At 48.3% G+C, this 16,634-nt stretch carries 19 protein-coding genes, 1 rRNA gene and 1 other annotated feature; all 20 genes read left to right on the top strand.

The window, feature by feature from the left end; translation table 11 throughout:
- Window positions 1-86: ribosomal RNA gene (rrf, locus tag KNP00_RS12480) — 5S ribosomal RNA — on the top strand; the annotation flags it as partial.
- 146 nt (window positions 87-232) lie between these two features.
- A complete protein-coding gene (locus KNP00_RS12475) occupies window positions 233-709 on the top strand; it encodes a CtsR family transcriptional regulator (protein ID WP_215145736.1) in 477 nt (158 codons plus the stop codon).
- A 6-nt stretch (window positions 710-715) separates the two neighbouring features.
- Window positions 716-1,150, top strand: coding sequence for a UvrB/UvrC motif-containing protein (locus KNP00_RS12470; RefSeq protein WP_215145734.1), 435 nt, complete (start codon window positions 716-718; stop codon window positions 1,148-1,150).
- Window positions 1,150-2,193, top strand: a complete 1,044-nt coding sequence (locus KNP00_RS12465; RefSeq protein ID WP_215145732.1) for a protein arginine kinase — start codon at window positions 1,150-1,152, stop codon at window positions 2,191-2,193. The genes KNP00_RS12470 and KNP00_RS12465 overlap by 1 nt, the downstream gene beginning before the upstream one ends.
- Before the next feature lie 24 nt (window positions 2,194-2,217).
- Window positions 2,218-4,653, top strand: a complete 2,436-nt coding sequence (gene clpC / locus KNP00_RS12460) for an ATP-dependent protease ATP-binding subunit ClpC (RefSeq protein ID WP_215145730.1) — start codon at window positions 2,218-2,220, stop codon at window positions 4,651-4,653.
- A gap of 56 nt (window positions 4,654-4,709) precedes the next feature.
- Window positions 4,710-6,086 (top strand): DNA repair protein RadA, encoded by a 1,377-nt coding sequence (gene radA / locus KNP00_RS12455; protein ID WP_215145728.1) that lies wholly within the window; start codon window positions 4,710-4,712, stop codon window positions 6,084-6,086.
- Window positions 6,087-6,199: 113 nt separating this feature from the next.
- Window positions 6,200-7,264, top strand: coding sequence for a PIN/TRAM domain-containing protein (locus tag KNP00_RS12450; protein ID WP_215145726.1), 1,065 nt, complete (start codon window positions 6,200-6,202; stop codon window positions 7,262-7,264).
- Window positions 7,265-7,320: 56 nt separating this feature from the next.
- Entirely contained in the window at window positions 7,321-8,001 is a 681-nt protein-coding gene (gene ispD, locus KNP00_RS12445) for a 2-C-methyl-D-erythritol 4-phosphate cytidylyltransferase (protein WP_215145724.1), read from the top strand.
- On the top strand, window positions 7,998-8,471 hold the full coding sequence (gene ispF, locus KNP00_RS12440; RefSeq protein ID WP_215145722.1) for a 2-C-methyl-D-erythritol 2,4-cyclodiphosphate synthase: 474 nt from the start codon (window positions 7,998-8,000) through the stop codon (window positions 8,469-8,471). Before ispD ends, ispF begins: the two co-directional genes overlap by 4 nt.
- 48 nt (window positions 8,472-8,519) lie before the next feature.
- Window positions 8,520-9,974 (top strand): glutamate--tRNA ligase, encoded by a 1,455-nt coding sequence (gene gltX, locus KNP00_RS12435; protein WP_215145720.1) that lies wholly within the window; start codon window positions 8,520-8,522, stop codon window positions 9,972-9,974.
- Window positions 9,971-10,177: a binding site (T-box leader), on the top strand. It overlaps the preceding gene by 4 nt.
- A gap of 51 nt (window positions 10,178-10,228) precedes the next feature.
- Window positions 10,229-10,918, top strand: a complete 690-nt coding sequence (gene cysE / locus KNP00_RS12430) for a serine O-acetyltransferase (RefSeq protein WP_215145718.1) — start codon at window positions 10,229-10,231, stop codon at window positions 10,916-10,918.
- Window positions 10,887-12,284 (top strand): cysteine--tRNA ligase, encoded by a 1,398-nt coding sequence (gene cysS / locus KNP00_RS12425; RefSeq protein ID WP_215145716.1) that lies wholly within the window; start codon window positions 10,887-10,889, stop codon window positions 12,282-12,284. The genes cysE and cysS overlap by 32 nt, the downstream gene beginning before the upstream one ends.
- Window positions 12,281-12,685: a Mini-ribonuclease 3 gene (locus KNP00_RS12420; RefSeq protein WP_215145714.1), complete on the top strand. Its 405-nt coding sequence runs from the start codon at window positions 12,281-12,283 to the stop codon at window positions 12,683-12,685. The genes cysS and KNP00_RS12420 overlap by 4 nt, the downstream gene beginning before the upstream one ends.
- A 109-nt stretch (window positions 12,686-12,794) precedes the next feature.
- Complete coding sequence (rlmB, locus tag KNP00_RS12415; protein WP_215145740.1) at window positions 12,795-13,544, top strand: 23S rRNA (guanosine(2251)-2'-O)-methyltransferase RlmB; 750 nt, start codon at window positions 12,795-12,797, stop codon at window positions 13,542-13,544.
- Window positions 13,541-14,080, top strand: coding sequence for a YacP-like NYN domain-containing protein (locus KNP00_RS12410; protein ID WP_215145712.1), 540 nt, complete (start codon window positions 13,541-13,543; stop codon window positions 14,078-14,080). The genes rlmB and KNP00_RS12410 overlap by 4 nt, the downstream gene beginning before the upstream one ends.
- 209 nt (window positions 14,081-14,289) lie before the next feature.
- The gene (gene sigH / locus KNP00_RS12405) at window positions 14,290-14,931 is read left to right on the top strand and encodes an RNA polymerase sporulation sigma factor SigH (RefSeq protein WP_215145710.1); all 642 of its coding nucleotides are present in this window, start codon (window positions 14,290-14,292) and stop codon (window positions 14,929-14,931) included.
- A gap of 128 nt (window positions 14,932-15,059) precedes the next feature.
- A complete protein-coding gene (gene rpmG, locus KNP00_RS12400; protein WP_026824819.1) occupies window positions 15,060-15,206 on the top strand; it encodes a 50S ribosomal protein L33 in 147 nt (48 codons plus the stop codon).
- A gap of 34 nt (window positions 15,207-15,240) precedes the next feature.
- A complete protein-coding gene (gene secE, locus KNP00_RS12395) occupies window positions 15,241-15,411 on the top strand; it encodes a preprotein translocase subunit SecE (protein WP_214743074.1) in 171 nt (56 codons plus the stop codon).
- Window positions 15,412-15,427: 16 nt separating this feature from the next.
- Window positions 15,428-15,979, top strand: coding sequence for a transcription termination/antitermination protein NusG (gene nusG / locus KNP00_RS12390; protein WP_215145708.1), 552 nt, complete (start codon window positions 15,428-15,430; stop codon window positions 15,977-15,979).
- Window positions 15,980-16,126: 147 nt separating this feature from the next.
- Window positions 16,127-16,552 carry a 50S ribosomal protein L11 gene (rplK, locus tag KNP00_RS12385; RefSeq protein WP_012727690.1) on the top strand — a complete coding sequence of 142 codons (426 nt, stop codon included), beginning with the start codon at window positions 16,127-16,129 and terminating at the stop codon, window positions 16,550-16,552.
- Window positions 16,553-16,634 lie beyond the last annotated feature (82 nt).

The following is a 16,634-nucleotide window of genomic DNA, read 5'->3' as shown; positions in this document are numbered from 1 at the left end:
TTCCCATGCCGAACACGGAAGTTAAGCGTCTCAGCGCCGAAAGTAGTTGGGGGATCTCCCCCTGTGAGGATAGGACGTTGCCAGGCAACGAGAGAGGACGACCGAGCACAGCGCTCGGTCGTCTTTTTGTTTTAGCGATGCTCTCCGTGACGAGCATCGCTTTTCATTTGCCTTTTTTTGAATCAATGATAAAATATAGTCAAAAGTCAAAGATGGTCAGAGGGTGGTGGAGATGAGAAATATTTCGGATGTCATTGAACAATATTTGAAGCAAGTGTTGAAAGAAAGTCAGGTAAATGCGATTGAAATCAAACGTCAAGATATCGCGCAACGGTTCGAATGTGTCCCATCCCAAATCAATTATGTCATCAACACACGTTTTACCGTCGAGAAAGGATATTTAGTGGAGAGTAAACGCGGTGGTGGCGGATATATACGTATTCGACGCGTAGTCTTACACGAAAAACAAGATGTCCTGTCTAGTTTGATGGATGTCATTCATGAACACCCACGTCTGAATGAACAGCTCGTTGAAAATGTGCTGATTCGATTAGTCGAAGAACAGATGATGAATGAACAAGAGGCACAATTGATTAATCATCTCTTATCAGATGAAGCGTTGAATTTACAAGTGGACGATCGCACTTATATCCGACGTCACCAGCTTCTCGCGCTGATGAGAGTACTTCGTTATCGTAATGGAGGATAAAGTCATATGCTATGCGAACGTTGTAAACAGCGACCGGCTGTCAATGAAGTCGTGATCATGGAACAGGACGTGCCCGCAACAAAGCGACTATGCCGACAATGTACGGTAGAACTCATGACAGGACATGTCCCGGCCGTGAAGCGTTGCCCAACTTGCCAAATGACACGCCAAGATTTACTACGCGTACGAAAAGCGGGTTGTGCTACATGTTATACCGTATTTCGAGATGAATTGATGAAAATCACGCGTCAATATCAACAAGGGCACGATGATCATATCGGTTCGGTCCCTGACCAGTTGCGTACGCCACATGAACGAATTGAAGAGAGGCTTGAAAAGTTGGCAGGGGAGTTGGCCCGTGCTGTCGAACAAGAAGATTATGAACGAGCAGCGCGCATTCAAAAAGAAATGAAGCAATTAGAAGGGCAAGGTGATGTCTAATGGAAACATTTCTAGCACATCCACTTGGTCCAAAAATGAAAGAGCGTGCCAAACTGGATGACTTGGTCGTTTCGACAAGAATTCGACTGGCGCGTAACGTCAAAGACACCGTGTTCTCTCCAGTCCTCTCTAAGGAAGGAGAGCGTCAACTGTGTGATCGTCTCGAAGGACGGTTACGTGGGTTAAAAGGATTTGAATATCTTCATATGCGTGACTATGATGAGGTCACGCGACAGGCGCTCATGGAGAAACACTTGATTAGTCCGGCCGTTGCGGCCAATGAAGAAAGTGCAGTCTTTTTAAGTGAAGATGAAACGATCAGCGTGTTGATTAACGAAGAGGATCATTTACGAATTCAGACCTTACTTCCAGGTTATCAAGTGAAAGAGGCATTTGATTTGGCGAATCAAGTAGACGCATTGTGCGCGGAATCACTCTCATACGCCTTTGACGAACAGTTAGGCTACTTGACGACATGTCCAAGTAATATCGGAACCGGACTCCGGGCCTCGGTCATGTTACACTTACCGGGACTCACGTTGACGGGTCGAATCAGTCCCATTTTGCGAGAACTTCGAAAACTTGGCTACACGATTCGAGGTCGCTACGGAGAAGGGAGCGATGCGGCAGGACGGTTGTTTCAGCTGTCCAATCAACGGACACTGGGCAGTCATGAGTCACAACTGTTAGCTGACTTTATGGAAGTGACAGAACAAGTGATTCAAGCAGAACGTCATGCGCGTGAAGAGCTCATCGCCAATCGACAAGAAGAGTTAGAGGATCGATTTTATCGGTCATATGGTATTTTACGATATGCCAAACTCCTTTCTTCTACCGAAGCCATCGAGCGACTATCTGATTTACATTTAGCGAGTGACCTAGGGATTTTGTCTGATTGGAGCCCGCCGAAGTTCCATGAACTCATCGTTCGATTACAATCAGGTTTTCTACAAAAACATTTCGGGAAAACATTATCTACGCAAGAACGGGATCGAGAACGAGCGACACTCGTTCGTCGAACGTTAGATCAAGGCTTAGTTTGATCCAACTATAAGGAGGTTTTGTCAATGATGTTTGGACGATTTACAGAACGAGCACAGCGCGTATTAGCTTTAGCACAAGAGGAAGCGGTACGTCTTGGCCATCATAATATTGGTACAGAACATATTTTATTAGGATTGGTTCGTGAGGGAGAAGGGATTGCGGCAAAAGCCCTTTTTGCACTTGGACTGACTTCTGAAAAAATTCAACAAGAAGTGGAGTCGTTGATTGGACGTGGTTCAGAAAATGGGTCGACAATTCATTACACACCGCGGGCGAAAAAAGTAATCGAACTCTCGATGGATGAAGCAAGAAAGCTAGGACATTCATATGTTGGAACGGAACACATCCTTCTTGGATTGATTCGTGAAGGAGAAGGAGTCGCGGCACGTGTCCTCAATAACCTTGGAATCAGTTTGACGAAAGCACGTCAACAAGTGTTGCAACTTCTCGGGAATACCGAATCTTCTTCAAACGCTTCTCAGCCGGGTTCGAGTGCCGCAACACCAACGCTTGACGGGTTGGCACGCGACTTGACACAGCAAGCGCGGGAATCACGCTTAGACCCGGTCATCGGACGCTCGGGTGAGATTCAACGTGTCATTGAAGTGCTGTCTCGTCGGACGAAAAACAACCCGGTTCTTATCGGTGAACCGGGCGTCGGGAAAACGGCGGTCGTTGAAGGTCTCGCCCAGCAAATCATCAACAATGAGGTACCTGAGACGCTTCGCAACAAACGCGTCATGGTGCTCGATATGGGGACGCTCGTTGCAGGTACGAAATATCGTGGTGAATTCGAAGATCGCTTGAAAAAAGTGATGGACGAAATTCGTCAAGCCGGTAACGTCATCCTCTTCATCGATGAGTTGCACACATTGATTGGTGCGGGTGGTGCAGAAGGTGCGATTGACGCCTCTAACATCCTCAAACCATCATTGGCCCGTGGAGAACTACAATGTATCGGAGCGACAACGCTCGACGAATACCGCAAGTATATCGAGAAAGATGCGGCGCTTGAGCGACGTTTCCAACCGATTCAAGTGAACGAACCGACAACAGAAGAGGCCGAGCAAATCCTTCTCGGCTTACGTGATCGGTACGAGGCGCATCACCGTGTGACGATTACCGATACGGCGATTCATGAGGCGGTCGTCCTTTCTGACCGTTACATCTCTGATCGTTTCTTGCCAGATAAGGCGATTGACCTTGTCGACGAGGCGGCATCAAAAGTACGACTTCGTTCGTTCACGGCGCCACCGAACTTGAAGGAGTTGGAATCGCGCTTAGAGTCGATTCGTAAAGAAAAAGACTCTGCCGTTCAAAGCCAAGAGTTTGAAAAAGCGGCTTCCCTTCGCGATACAGAACAGAAGTTACGTGATGAATTGGAAGAATTGAAAGCGGAGTGGCAGAACAAACAAGGGAACGAAAAACTTGAGGTGACGAAAGAAGATATCGCTCAAGTTGTCGCGAACTGGACAGGTGTACCGGTCACGAAGATTGCAGAAGAAGAGACGGACCGTCTCCTCAAACTCGAATCGATTCTTCATAACCGCGTCATCGGACAAGACGAGGCAGTGAAATCGATTTCCCGCGCGATTCGTCGTGCCCGTGCCGGATTGAAAGATCCGAAACGTCCAATCGGTTCATTTGTTTTCCTTGGACCGACCGGAGTCGGGAAAACCGAGCTTGCCCGCGCCGTCGCAGAAGCAATGTTTGGTGATGAAGATGCGATCATCCGGATTGACATGTCCGAATACATGGAAAAGCATGCGACGAGCCGTCTCGTTGGATCGCCTCCTGGTTATGTCGGCTATGAAGAAGGTGGTCAGTTGACGGAAAAAGTGCGCCGGAAACCGTATTCGGTCATCCTACTCGATGAAATCGAAAAGGCGCATCCAGAAGTATTCAACATCTTGCTTCAAGTGCTAGACGATGGTCGTTTGACGGATTCAAAAGGTCGCACGGTCGATTTCCGAAATACAGTTATCATCATGACGTCAAACGTCGGGGCCGCAGCGCTTCAACGGAACAAATATGTCGGTTTCACGGTGGAAGATGACGTGAAACGTGAGTATACGGAAATGAAGGACAAAGTACTCGAAGAACTGAAGAAAGCGTTCCGACCTGAGTTCTTGAACCGAATCGACGAAATCACAGTCTTCCATTCTCTTCAAAAAGAGCACATTCAAGAAATCATTAAACTTATGGCAGAGACTCTTAAGAAACGTCTCGCCGAACAAGGTGTTGATTTCAGCTTGACGGATGCAGCGCTCGACAAGATTGCCGACGTTGGCTACGACCCGGAATACGGGGCCCGTCCTCTCCGTCGTGCCCTCCAACGGGAAGTGGAAGACCGCCTCTCAGAAGCGATGCTCGGCGGCACGATTGCCAAAGGTAGTAAAGTTGCGCTTGATGTCCAGGATGGAGAGTTCATCGTTCGTAATGAAGGTGTAGTTCAGTAAATCGTTCAGCTCCCTCGTCGTTTAGAGGGAGCTTTTTTTAGACAGGAAGGAAGCTTATGGCCAAAATTAAAACGAAATATGTCTGCCAATCGTGCGGATATGAATCAGCTAAATGGATGGGGCGTTGTCCAGGTTGTAATGAATGGAACACACTCGTCGAAGAATTTGTAGAAGAGAAAAAAGCAAAACGTGGTGCGGCCTTTGTGCATAGCTCGTCGCGACAATTAAAGCCGGAACGTTTAGCGAACGTCGTCTCACAAGAAGAGACGCGCGTGCATACGAATAGTCGTGAATTTGACCGTGTTCTCGGTGGTGGAATCGTCCCGGGTTCACTCGTCTTAGTCGGGGGGGACCCGGGCATCGGGAAGTCGACGATTCTGTTACAGGTCAGTGCCCACTTAGCCCATAGCGGCAAAAAGGTATTGTATATTTCAGGTGAGGAATCCCTCAAACAGACGAAACTTCGGGCGGAACGACTCGGCTTACCGACCGATGACTTGTTTGTACTCGCTGAGACGGACATGTTGATGATCGAACGGGTCATTGATGAAGAGAAGCCGGGATTCGTCATCATTGACTCGATTCAAACCGTATACATGGATGAGATTCAATCGGCACCAGGCAGCGTGTCACAAGTTCGTGAATGTACGGCCGCCCTCATGAAAATCGCAAAGACGCGAGGGATTGCGGTCTTTATCGTCGGACACGTGACGAAACAAGGTTCGATTGCCGGTCCGCGCTTACTCGAACACATGGTGGATGCGGTTCTTTATTTTGAAGGGGAACGTCATCATACGTTCCGTATTTTACGAGCGGTGAAAAACCGCTTCGGTTCGACGAATGAAATTGGGATCTTTGAGATGAAAGAGAGCGGGCTAGAGGAAGTGCTCAATCCGTCTGAAATATTTTTGGAGGAACGGACCGCAGGCGTATCCGGTTCAACCGTCGTCGCTTCGATGGAAGGGACACGGACGGTGCTCGTCGAACTGCAAGCACTCATCTCCCCGACATCGTTCGGGAACCCGAGACGCATGGCGACAGGAATTGACCAAAACCGGGTCGCACTTCTCATGGCCGTTCTCGAGAAACGTTCCGGTCTCTTGCTACAAACACAGGATGCTTACTTGAAGGCAGCCGGTGGAGTCAAACTGGATGAACCGGCGATCGACCTGGCGATTTGTGTTTCAATCGCCTCGAGTTTCCGCGACCGTCCAACCCGCCCGACGGATGTGTGCATCGGCGAAGTTGGGTTGACCGGGGAAGTACGGCGGGTATCACGCATCGAACAGCGCGTCGCCGAGGCGGCGAAGTTAGGCTTTACACGAGCGATTATCCCTAAAAACAATATGGGGGGATGGACTGCCCCGACAGGCATTGAAGTAGTCGGTGTCGGAACGGTAGATGAGGCACTCCAGTTGGCGATTCCGTTTTGACGGGTCGCCACTGGTGATTTTTAACGCTTTGTAACGAACGTGTTTAAAAAAATCGTGTTACAATGTAAGTGTTATTTTTGAAATTTTATTTCATATAGAAGGAGGTGGAATGAGTGAAGATTGCTGTACGAATTGGTTTTATTTTAATTGGACTCGTCGTAGGGTGGTTCGGAATCATCGAGGCGACACTTTTATTAGGAGACCTAGGCATGAATGTGCCGGAGTGGTTGACGATTCCATACGTTGCAAGTTTGATTGGTGGACTTATCTTCTTCATTCTTAGTTTATTCTTAACAGATGGTGTGGTTGCATTTATTCGTTTTGTCGAAGAACGGCTCGTTCGTTTGCCGGTAGGGGATATTTTATTCGGTTCAATCGGACTCATTATCGGGCTCTTGATCGCCTTTTTGATTAGCGTATCGCTTGAAGTCACGAATATTTTCTTGTTGAGTAAAATCGTCCCGATTTTTGTTACGGCGCTGTTTGGTTACTTCGGTTTCGCGGTCGGTTATCGGAAGCGAAACGAATGGATTAAACTATTTGTGAAGAGCGAACGGGAGAAACCGTCGGCTGAGCCGGTTCAACGTTCGAATGACAAAATCTTGGATACGAGCGTGATCATCGACGGCCGGATTTCAGATATTGCAACGACCGGATTTGTCGAAGGCACCTTGATCGTTCCCCAGTTCGTCATCGGAGAACTACAATATATCGCAGATTCCTCGGATACGTTGAAGCGAAATCGCGGTCGCCGTGGACTCGATATTTTAAAAGAACTTCAAGAGAACAAGCGGATCCAAGTTGAAATTTATGACGGAGACTTTGAAGACGTACCGGAAGTCGACATCAAATTGATTAAGTTGGCTGAACTGAAAAATGGGATTGTCGTAACGAACGATTATAACTTAAATAAAGTTTGTGAAGTTCGGAATGTGCCGGTATTGAACATCAATGATTTGGCGAATGCCGTCAAACAGATCGTCATTCCCGGTGAAGAGATGGTCGTGACCGTTATTAAAGAAGGAAAAGAGCAAAATCAAGGCGTCGCCTATCTCGAAGATGGGACGATGGTCGTCGTTGAAGGTGGTCGTAAGTTGATCTCGAAGACACTACCTGTCGTCGTGACGAGTGTCTTACAGACGTCTGCAGGCCGAATGATTTTTGCTCGTCCAGAATAACGTGTAAAAAAGAGACGCGCGAGCGCTCTCTTTTTTCACGAAAAGAGGTGTTTTGGATGGTATCTTATACAGTCGTCATCCCTGCTGCGGGAAGAGGAAAGCGAATGGGGGCGGATGAGAATAAACTCATGTTGTCGTTACGAGGTAAGCCGATTGTCACATGGACGCTAGAGGTGTTCGATACCGACCCGTGGTGTGAGCGGATGATCCTTTCGATTCGTCCAGAGGAACGAGACTGGTTTGAAGCGATGACTGCGCATATGAAGACGTCGGTTACATATGTGTCAGGAGGGGAAGAACGGCAACAAAGTGTATATGAAGGGTTGAAAGTCGTAGCGCATGACACGATTGTAATGATTCATGATGGGGCCCGACCGTTCGTCACTCACGAACAACTTCATCGAGTGGCAGAAGCGGCGTTACATGGTGGTGCCATCTTAGCGGTTCCTGTCAAAGACACGGTCAAACAAGTCGAACATCACCACATTGAACGGACCGTCCCCCGTGAAAAGTTGTGGCTAGCTCAAACACCACAAGCTTTTCAGGCGCAAGCGATATTGAACGCGCACGAACGAGCGGCCGAACAAAAGATCATGGGAACGGACGATGCGAGTTTGTTTGAATGGCTCGGTGAGTCGGTACAAGTCGTTCTCGGAGACTATCATAATATCAAGATGACGACACCGGAAGATTTATTATTCGGTGATGCGATTTTGGCGAAGGAGGACTTACAGTGAGAATTGGTCAAGGGTTTGATGTACATGCATTTGCAGAGGGACGTCCATTAATACTAGGGGGGATCGAAATCCCACACGAACGTGGTTTACTCGGTCATTCTGATGCGGACGTGTTGCTCCATACGATTGCCGATGCAGCACTTGGGGCGATTGCGGCAGGTGACATCGGGAAGCATTTCCCAGATACGGATCCTGAATTTAAAGATGCGGATTCGAAAGTACTGCTTCGTCACGTATGGCAACTTGTGAAAAATCAAGGATACGTCCTTGGCAATGTGGATGCGACTGTGATGGCTCAACGTCCAAAACTCCGTCCTTATATTGATGAGATGCGAGCAGTCATTGCCGACCTTCTCGAAGCGGACATCGAGCAGGTGAATGTGAAGGCGACGACGACGGAGAAACTGGGCTTCACGGGACGTGAAGAAGGAATCGCGGCACAGGCGGTCATCTTACTGAACCGAGCTTGACAGAAATGGTATACTATTTGGGCAGAAGAGAAGAAAGGTGGAACTAATATGAGTGAAGTGCGTGTACGCTATGCGCCTAGTCCGACGGGGCATCTCCACATCGGGAATGCGCGGACTGCGTTGTTTAACTACTTATTTGCTCGCCACGCGGGCGGAAAGATGATTCTCCGAATCGAAGACACGGACCAGAAGCGGAATGTGTTGAACGGTGTCGAAAGTCAGATGAAATATTTAGAGTGGCTCGGCATTGATTGGGACGAGGGCCCGGGTCGTGACGGAGATTACGGTCCATATTATCAGATGGAGCGTCTTTCCCTTTATGAGAAATACGTCAACGAATTGATGACGAAAGGTCTCGCTTACAAGTGCTACATGACATCAGAAGAGCTTGAAGCAGAGCGTGAAGCGCAGATTGCACGCGGAGAGGCACCACGTTATTCTGGAGCGCACCGCAACTTGACTGTCGAAGAGCGTGAAGCGTTCGAAGCAGAAGGCCGCAAGCCTTCCATTCGAATCCGTGTACCAGAAGGCGTGACGTATAAGTGGGCAGATGTCGTCAAAGGCGATGTCTCATTCGAGTCGAAAGACTTCGGGGATTGGGTGATCGTCAAACAGGACGGAATCCCAACATACAACTTCGCTGTCGTCGTGGACGACCATTTGATGAAAATCAGTCACGTGTTGCGCGGAGACGACCATATTGCGAACACACCAAAACAGATGATGGTATATGACGCATTAGGTTGGGCATATCCGGAGTTCGGTCACATGACGCTCATTTATAACGATCAACATAAGAAGTTGTCAAAACGTGACGAATCCATCATTCAGTTCATCGAGCAATATGCGGATCTTGGCTACTTGCCGGCAGCGCTCTTCAACTTCATTTCTCTTCTTGGTTGGTCACCAGTCGGGGAAGAGGAAATCTTCTCGAAAGAAGAGTTCATTCAAATGTTTGATGCGAACCGTTTGTCGAAGAGTCCGGCTGTCTTTGATCAACAAAAGCTTTCTTGGATTAACAGCGTATACATGAAGAAGGCCACGCTTGACGAAGTGGTGGCACTCAGTTTACCATTCTTACAAGAAGCAGGACGATTACCCGAGGCGGTATCTGTCGAGGAAGCGGATTGGGCGACGAACTTGATCGCATTGTATAAAGAACAAATGACGCACGGAGCAGAAATTGTTGCGTTGACAGACTTGTTCTTTAAAGATGAAATCGAGTATGACGAGGAAGCAAATGCTGTCCTCTCAGGTGAGACCGTACCGGTCGTACTCGCAGAGTTCAAACAGCAACTCGAAGGAATTGAAGATTTCACACCAGAGGCGATTAAAGCGGCGACGAAAGCGACGCAAAAAGCAACTGGTCAAAAAGGGAAGAACTTGTTCATGCCAATCCGTGTCGCCACGACAGGACAAACACATGGACCAGAGCTCCCGAACGCCATTTCATTAATCGGAAAAGAGCGTGTATTGAAGCGTCTGACAACTTTATTAGCGTAAAGGCATCGATGAGGAAAGTAAGCGGTATGGCACGTTGCAGAGACTAGAACCTAGGCTGGGAGTTCTAGATGTGTCCCCCGAAGAAGTGCACCTCGGAGCCGTCTCGGCGATACGTAGTCGAGGCCGTGACTCGGCGTTAACGAGGATTGAGTGGGGAGCAATTTTCCCAAACAGAGTGGAACCGCGCTTATGGCGTCTCTGTGCCTTGGCACAGGGGCGTCTTTGTTTTTGTATAGGTAAAGGAGATATCGATTATGGGATTTTGGAGCAGTGTACGCGAAGATTTGCGGACAATCCTGGAACTTGACCCTGCCGCTCGCTCAAAAGTGGAAGTGGCGCTGACTTATCCAGGCTTACATGCCATATGGGCACATCGCATCGCGCACGGATTATGGAAGCGTAATGTGAAACTTGTGGCCAAACTATTAGCCCAGTTCAGTCGCTGGTTGACCGGGATTGAAATTCATCCCGGAGCAGTTCTTGGCGATCGTGTATTTATCGATCATGGCTTCGGTGTCGTCATCGGAGAGACGGCGATTATCGGTAATGATGTGACGATTTATCAAGGCGTCACCCTCGGCGGAACCGGGAAAGAAAAAGGGAAGCGTCACCCGACGATCGGGAGTGACGTACTCATTTCAGCTGGGGCAAAAGTACTTGGAAATATTACGGTTGGCGATTGCGTCAAAATCGGGGCGAGCTCTGTCGTATTAAACGATGTGCCGTCTGATTCAACCGTGGTCGGCATTCCAGGGCGTGTCGTCATTCGAAATGGGAAGCGTGTGAAGCAACATGATTTAGATCATCGTTTCCCGGACCCGGACCGCGAGTGCCAAGAACGCTTAGAAGCGGCAGTGGACGAACTACAACAAAAATTAGCGACGCTTGAAAAGCGGATGGAGGAGAAAGCACATGATTCAGCTGTACAACAGTCTCACGAATAAAAAAGAACCGTTTGTCCCGATTGTCCCAGGGAAAGTATCGATGTACGTGTGTGGACCGACCGTTTATAACTATATCCATGTCGGAAACGCCCGTCCGGCGATCGTCTTCGATACGGTCCGTCGCTATTTGACGTATCGTGGGTACGAAGTGAAATACGTCTTGAACTTCACGGACGTGGACGACAAAATCATTCGCACGGCGAACGAACTAGGGGAAGATACCGAGACGTTGACGAACCGTTATATTGAAGCGTATTTAGCGGATACGGGAGCCCTCAACGTACAACCTGCGGACGTTCACCCACGGGTTACCGATACGATGGAAGAAATCATCGAGTTCATTCGGCAGTTAGAGACGGAAGGATTCGCTTATGAAGCAGAGGGTGACGTATATTTCCGAACGAAAAAGTTTGAGACGTACGGGAAGCTGAGTCAACAATCCATCGAAGATTTGCGGGCCGGATCACGCGTCGATGTCGGTGAAAAGAAAGAAGATCCGCTTGACTTCGTATTATGGAAAGCGGCGAAGCCGGATGAACCAGCTTGGGATAGTCCATGGGGCAAGGGTCGTCCGGGGTGGCATATCGAATGTTCGGCGATGGCGAAAAAACACCTCGGTACAACGATTGATATTCATGCGGGCGGGCACGATTTAAAATTCCCGCACCACGAGAACGAGATTGCCCAATCGGAGGCATGTAATCATGCGAAGTTCGCCAACTACTGGTTGCATAACGGATTCATCAATATTGAAAACGAGAAGATGTCCAAATCGCTCGGAAATTTTCTCCTCGTTCACGAGGCATTGAAGGAAGTTGACCCGATGGTACTCCGTTTCTTCATGTTGTCAGTCCACTACCGTCATCCGATCAACTACAGCCGTGAACTCATTGAACAAGCGGCGAACGGATGGAGTCGAATCAAGGAAGCGTATCAAAACATTGAGTACCGTTTATCGGTAACGGCCGGACTCGAGGAACCGAGCGAGTCGTTAGAGCGGAAATTGGAAGCGATCAACACGTCGTTCATCAAATCGATGGATGATGACATCAATACGGCAAACGCCGTGACCGTTCTCTTTGACTTGGCGCGTGAGGCGAATATTTACGCAAAAGCAGATCACGTGGCAAAAGCGACGCTCGAACAAATCCTGTCGTTATTCGATGAATTGACAAGTGTGCTCGGATTGACGTTGTCTGAAGAAAAAGAACTATTGGACGCCGAAATCGATCAATTGATTCAAGAGCGAAACGACGCACGGGCGGCACGAAATTTCGCCCGGGCTGACGAGATTCGTGATTTACTAAAAGAACAAAACATTCAACTCGAAGACACGGCCCAAGGGGTTCGGTGGAAGCGGTTATGATGCAACCGAAACAAATGAATGCCCTTGCGCTCGCCTATATGGGAGACGTGGTATATGAGATGGCCGTACGTAAACGGCTACTCGAACGAGGTTTGACGCGTCCGAACGATTTGCATCGGGGCGCCGTCCATTACGTCAATGCTCGGGCACAGGCGAGCGTCGTGACATTCTGGTTAGAGACGGATGCCTTGACGGAAGAAGAACAAGCCGTGGTCAGACGTGGCAAGAATGCGAAATCAGGATCGATTCCGAAGCGGGTCGATGTGCATACGTATCGTTATTCGACGGCGTTCGAGGCACTGATTGGATACATTTATTTGACAGAAAGAAGGGATCGTCTTGAAGAACTCATCAAACAAGCGTTCGAACGACTCGAAGCCGAGTCGACCGAAACGACATGACGGAAAACGGGGGACGGAGAAACGAACGTTTGACCGCCCTCGTGGGGAACGACCAGAACGCGCGCGTCGCCAAAAGGCAGAACGCCCGGACTATAAGGAAGTCGATGTGATGGAGGAGGGAATTGACTTCCTTTACGGTCGAAACCCGGTACTCGAGGCACTTCGAAGTGGGCGTGACATGAATAAAGTATTCATTATGGAAGGGCAACAAAAAGGCCCGCTCGCTCAAATCATCGCGATGGCGAATGAAGCCTCGGTCCAAGTGTCGTTCGTACCGAAAACGAAACTCGAGAAGATGGCTGGCAGTGAGCATCACCAAGGTGTCGTGGCAGCAGTAGCGGCATATGAATATAAAACGATTGAAGAGATGTTTGCTCTTGCGGCTTCAAAAGAGGAGACACCGCTCTTTATTTTGCTAGACGAGCTCGAAGACCCACATAACCTCGGTTCGATTTTACGGACTGCCGATGCCGTTGGCGCACATGGTGTCATTATTCCAAAACGCCGTTCGGTCGGTTTGACCCAAACCGTTGCCAAAGCTTCGACCGGGGCGATCGAACATATTCCGGTTGCACGCGTGACGAATTTGACGCGTACACTTGAAGGGTTGAAAGAAAAGGGATTATGGGTCGTCGGGACCGATGCGAAAGAAAGTCAGGACTATCGTCGATTAGATGGCAATATGCCACTCGTTGTGGTGATTGGAAGCGAAGGAAAAGGAATGAGCCGGCTTGTACGTGAATCGTGCGACTTCCTCGTCCACTTACCAATGGTCGGTCACGTCACGTCACTCAATGCATCCGTTGCAGCAGCGCTTCTTCTATATGAAGTACACCGCTCCCGTCATCCATTGGCATGAGTATCTTGAAGCGTGAGCTCCTTCTTGTCGACGGATATAATATCATCGGGGCGTGGCCCCACTTAAGAAGTCTACGCGACGTGGATTTTGAACAGGCGCGCAATCTGTTGATTGAGGCGATGGCAGAATATCAGGCCGTGTCCGGCAAAGAGGTCACCATCGTGTTTGACGCCCATATGCGGTATGGTCGTGAATCAAAAGAGAAGCGAAGTCGGGTCGAGGTTGTCTATACGAAAGAAAATGAGACAGCGGACGAATGGATTGAGCGACGCGCCCACGATTTAGTGGATGATCGCCTCATCACATTATTTGTCGCGACGAACGATTTCACGGAGCAATGGGTCATTTTTGGACAAGGGGCGTTACGCGTTCCTGCGACCGAACTGTTGAAAGACTGGAAGCATGCGAAAACACTGATTGAGCAGCAACGATTGTCGTTAGAGAAGGAACAGTCGAACCGTAAGACGATCGACATTCCACCTCACATTCAAGCGAGATTCGAAGAAATGCGACGTCGTAAATCAAAAGGTGATTGAAATCACGGGCGAGTTCATGAAATGGACTCGTCTTTGTTTCGATTTTGACATTTTTTTGCAAAGGAATGTTGTATACTATTACATATATGAGTTACACAGCATCTAATTGACGGAATTTTTAGAAATTTGTTTGACGCGTGGAAGTAGGGAGTCCTATAATGGGACACAACCTTACATAGTTCAGGATCAATCGCCGGGGGGTAACGAGCATGAACGGATGGCCGTACGAACAGTTTGAAAAAATGTCAGACGAAGAGTTGGTCTTACTAGCGCGCAACGAAGGGGATAGCGACGCGCTCGAGTTTTTGATTGAACGATACCGGTATTTCGTGCGAGCGAAGGCGCGCTCATATTTTTTGATTGGCGCAGATCATGAGGATATCGTCCAAGAAGGAATGATTGGTCTATACAAAGGCGTTCGTGACTATAGGGACGAACGACTCGCGTCATTCAAAAGCTTTGCAGAAATGTGTATCACCCGTCAGATGATCACAGCCATCAAGACGGCGACCCGTCAAAAGCATATTCCGCTCAATTCATATGTGTCACTCGACAAGCCGATCTTTGACGAAGAGTCTGATCGGACGTTGCTCGATGTCATCTTGCCGCCGCATCCGACGGATCCGCAAGAATTGATTGTGACGCAAGAAGAACAGACGTTTATGGAAGCGAAGATGGATGAAATTTTAAGTGACCTCGAACGGAAAGTATTGCGTTTGTATTTAGATGGACGTTCGTATCAGGAGATTTCAGATGACCTCGATCGTCACGTTAAATCGATTGACAATGCGCTACAACGTGTGAAGAAGAAATTTGAACGTCACGTTGACGTCCGAATGCTCACGAGCTAACCAATCATTGACCATATGCCTCCTATATGATACTTTTAAAACAGCGCCTTGTCCGTAGACGCCATTTACAGGAGGCGTTTTTTTTTCGCTCTTTTTTCAAGAAGAGTAGCCGAAAGGGGCGCTTATGAATGGCAAAGAAAGTCAGTCTCGCTTGCTCGGAATGTGGGTCTCGAGAATACTCGACGACTAAAAAAGACGGTGTGTCGACACGACTTGAAATGAAAAAGTTTTGTCGCCGCTGTAACGCACACACGATGCATCGAGAATCAAAGTAACGTATATTGGCATTCAATGTAGGAGGAAGCTACCATGAACTTTTTGCGCGACGTATGGAAAGAGTTGAAGAAAACGAGTTGGCCGACTCGTAAAGAACTCACAAAATATACCATTACCGTCATCGCGACCGTTGTCGTGATTGGCCTGTTCGTGTTCGGCGTAGATAGTGGAGTCAGCTATCTCGTCAATTTATTGATTAACTAAGGAAGAGGTGAAAGCCGTGGAGAAGCAATGGTTTGTTGTTCAGACGTACTCAGGTTTTGAGAACAACGTCAAAGAAAACCTAGAACGTCGAATCGGTTCGATGAACATGGAAGATAAGATTTTCCGCGTCCTCGTCCCGACTGAAACGACGCAAGAAGAAGTCACATTAAAAAGTGGCGAGAAGAAAATTAAAGAGCGTGAAGTCAAAAGCTTCCCAGGCTATGTATTCGTAGAGATGGTCATGACCGACGATTCATGGTATGTTGTCCGCAACACGCCAAACGTTACAGGGTTCCTCGGTTCAACAGGGGGCGGGGCAAAACCAATCCCGCTTCAACCGGACGAAGTGACGAACGTCTTGTCGCAGATGGGACTCATCGAGAAGAAAGATCGTTACAACTACGAAATTGGTGATCTTGTCCGCGTGAAAGAAGGCGCGTTCGAGAACTTTGAGGGGACAATCGACGAGATTGAAGCCGATAAAGAGAAGCTCAAAGTTGTGGTCGACATGTTCGGTCGTGAAACAAAAATTGAGCTTGATTTCGAACAAGTTCAGAAAATTAACTAAACCCACTTGCTAATCCGTAAAACGGATGGTACAATCGAAAATGTTTGATGTTGTGCTTTATTTCGGTACAAACTCGACCTAATAGATTGAGTGGGAGGGCGCACAACGTCCAAGAAACCACATTTTAGACTTAAGGAGGTGTGTCTCGTGGCGAAAAAAGTTTCTAAACTCGTTAAACTTCAAATCCCAGCTGGTAAAGCTAACCCAGCACCACCAGTAGGACCAGCACTTGGTCAAGCAGGTGTAAACATCATGGGATTCTGTAAAGAGTTCAACGCTCGTACACAAGACCAAGCCGGATTGATTATTCCTGTAGTCATCACGGTATACGAAGATCGTTCGTTTACATTCATTACGAAAACTCCACCAGCTGCAGTTCTCTTGAAGAAAGCTGCTGGTATCGAGAGTGGTTCTGGTGAACCAAACCGTAAGAAAGTAGCAACGGTTAAGCGTGACAAAGTTCGCGAAATCGCTGAACTTAAAATGCCTGACCTTAACGCATCATCTGTAGAAACAGCGATGCTTATGGTTGAAGGTACTGCACGTAGTATGGGTATTGTAATCGAAGACTAATTGTTAGTCTCTGGGGTTGTCGGTGAATACTGCTCACCTTCAATCCCTTCATTATGTGGGAGGAAATTCCGCTAACCACAAG

The organism is Exiguobacterium qingdaonense, from assembly GCF_018617855.1.
GTDB classification, from domain to species: domain Bacteria; phylum Bacillota; class Bacilli; order Exiguobacteriales; family Exiguobacteriaceae; genus Exiguobacterium; species Exiguobacterium qingdaonense.
Note: the sequence above shows the minus strand (reverse complement) of the source record. Positions and strands in the feature narration are given on the sequence as shown.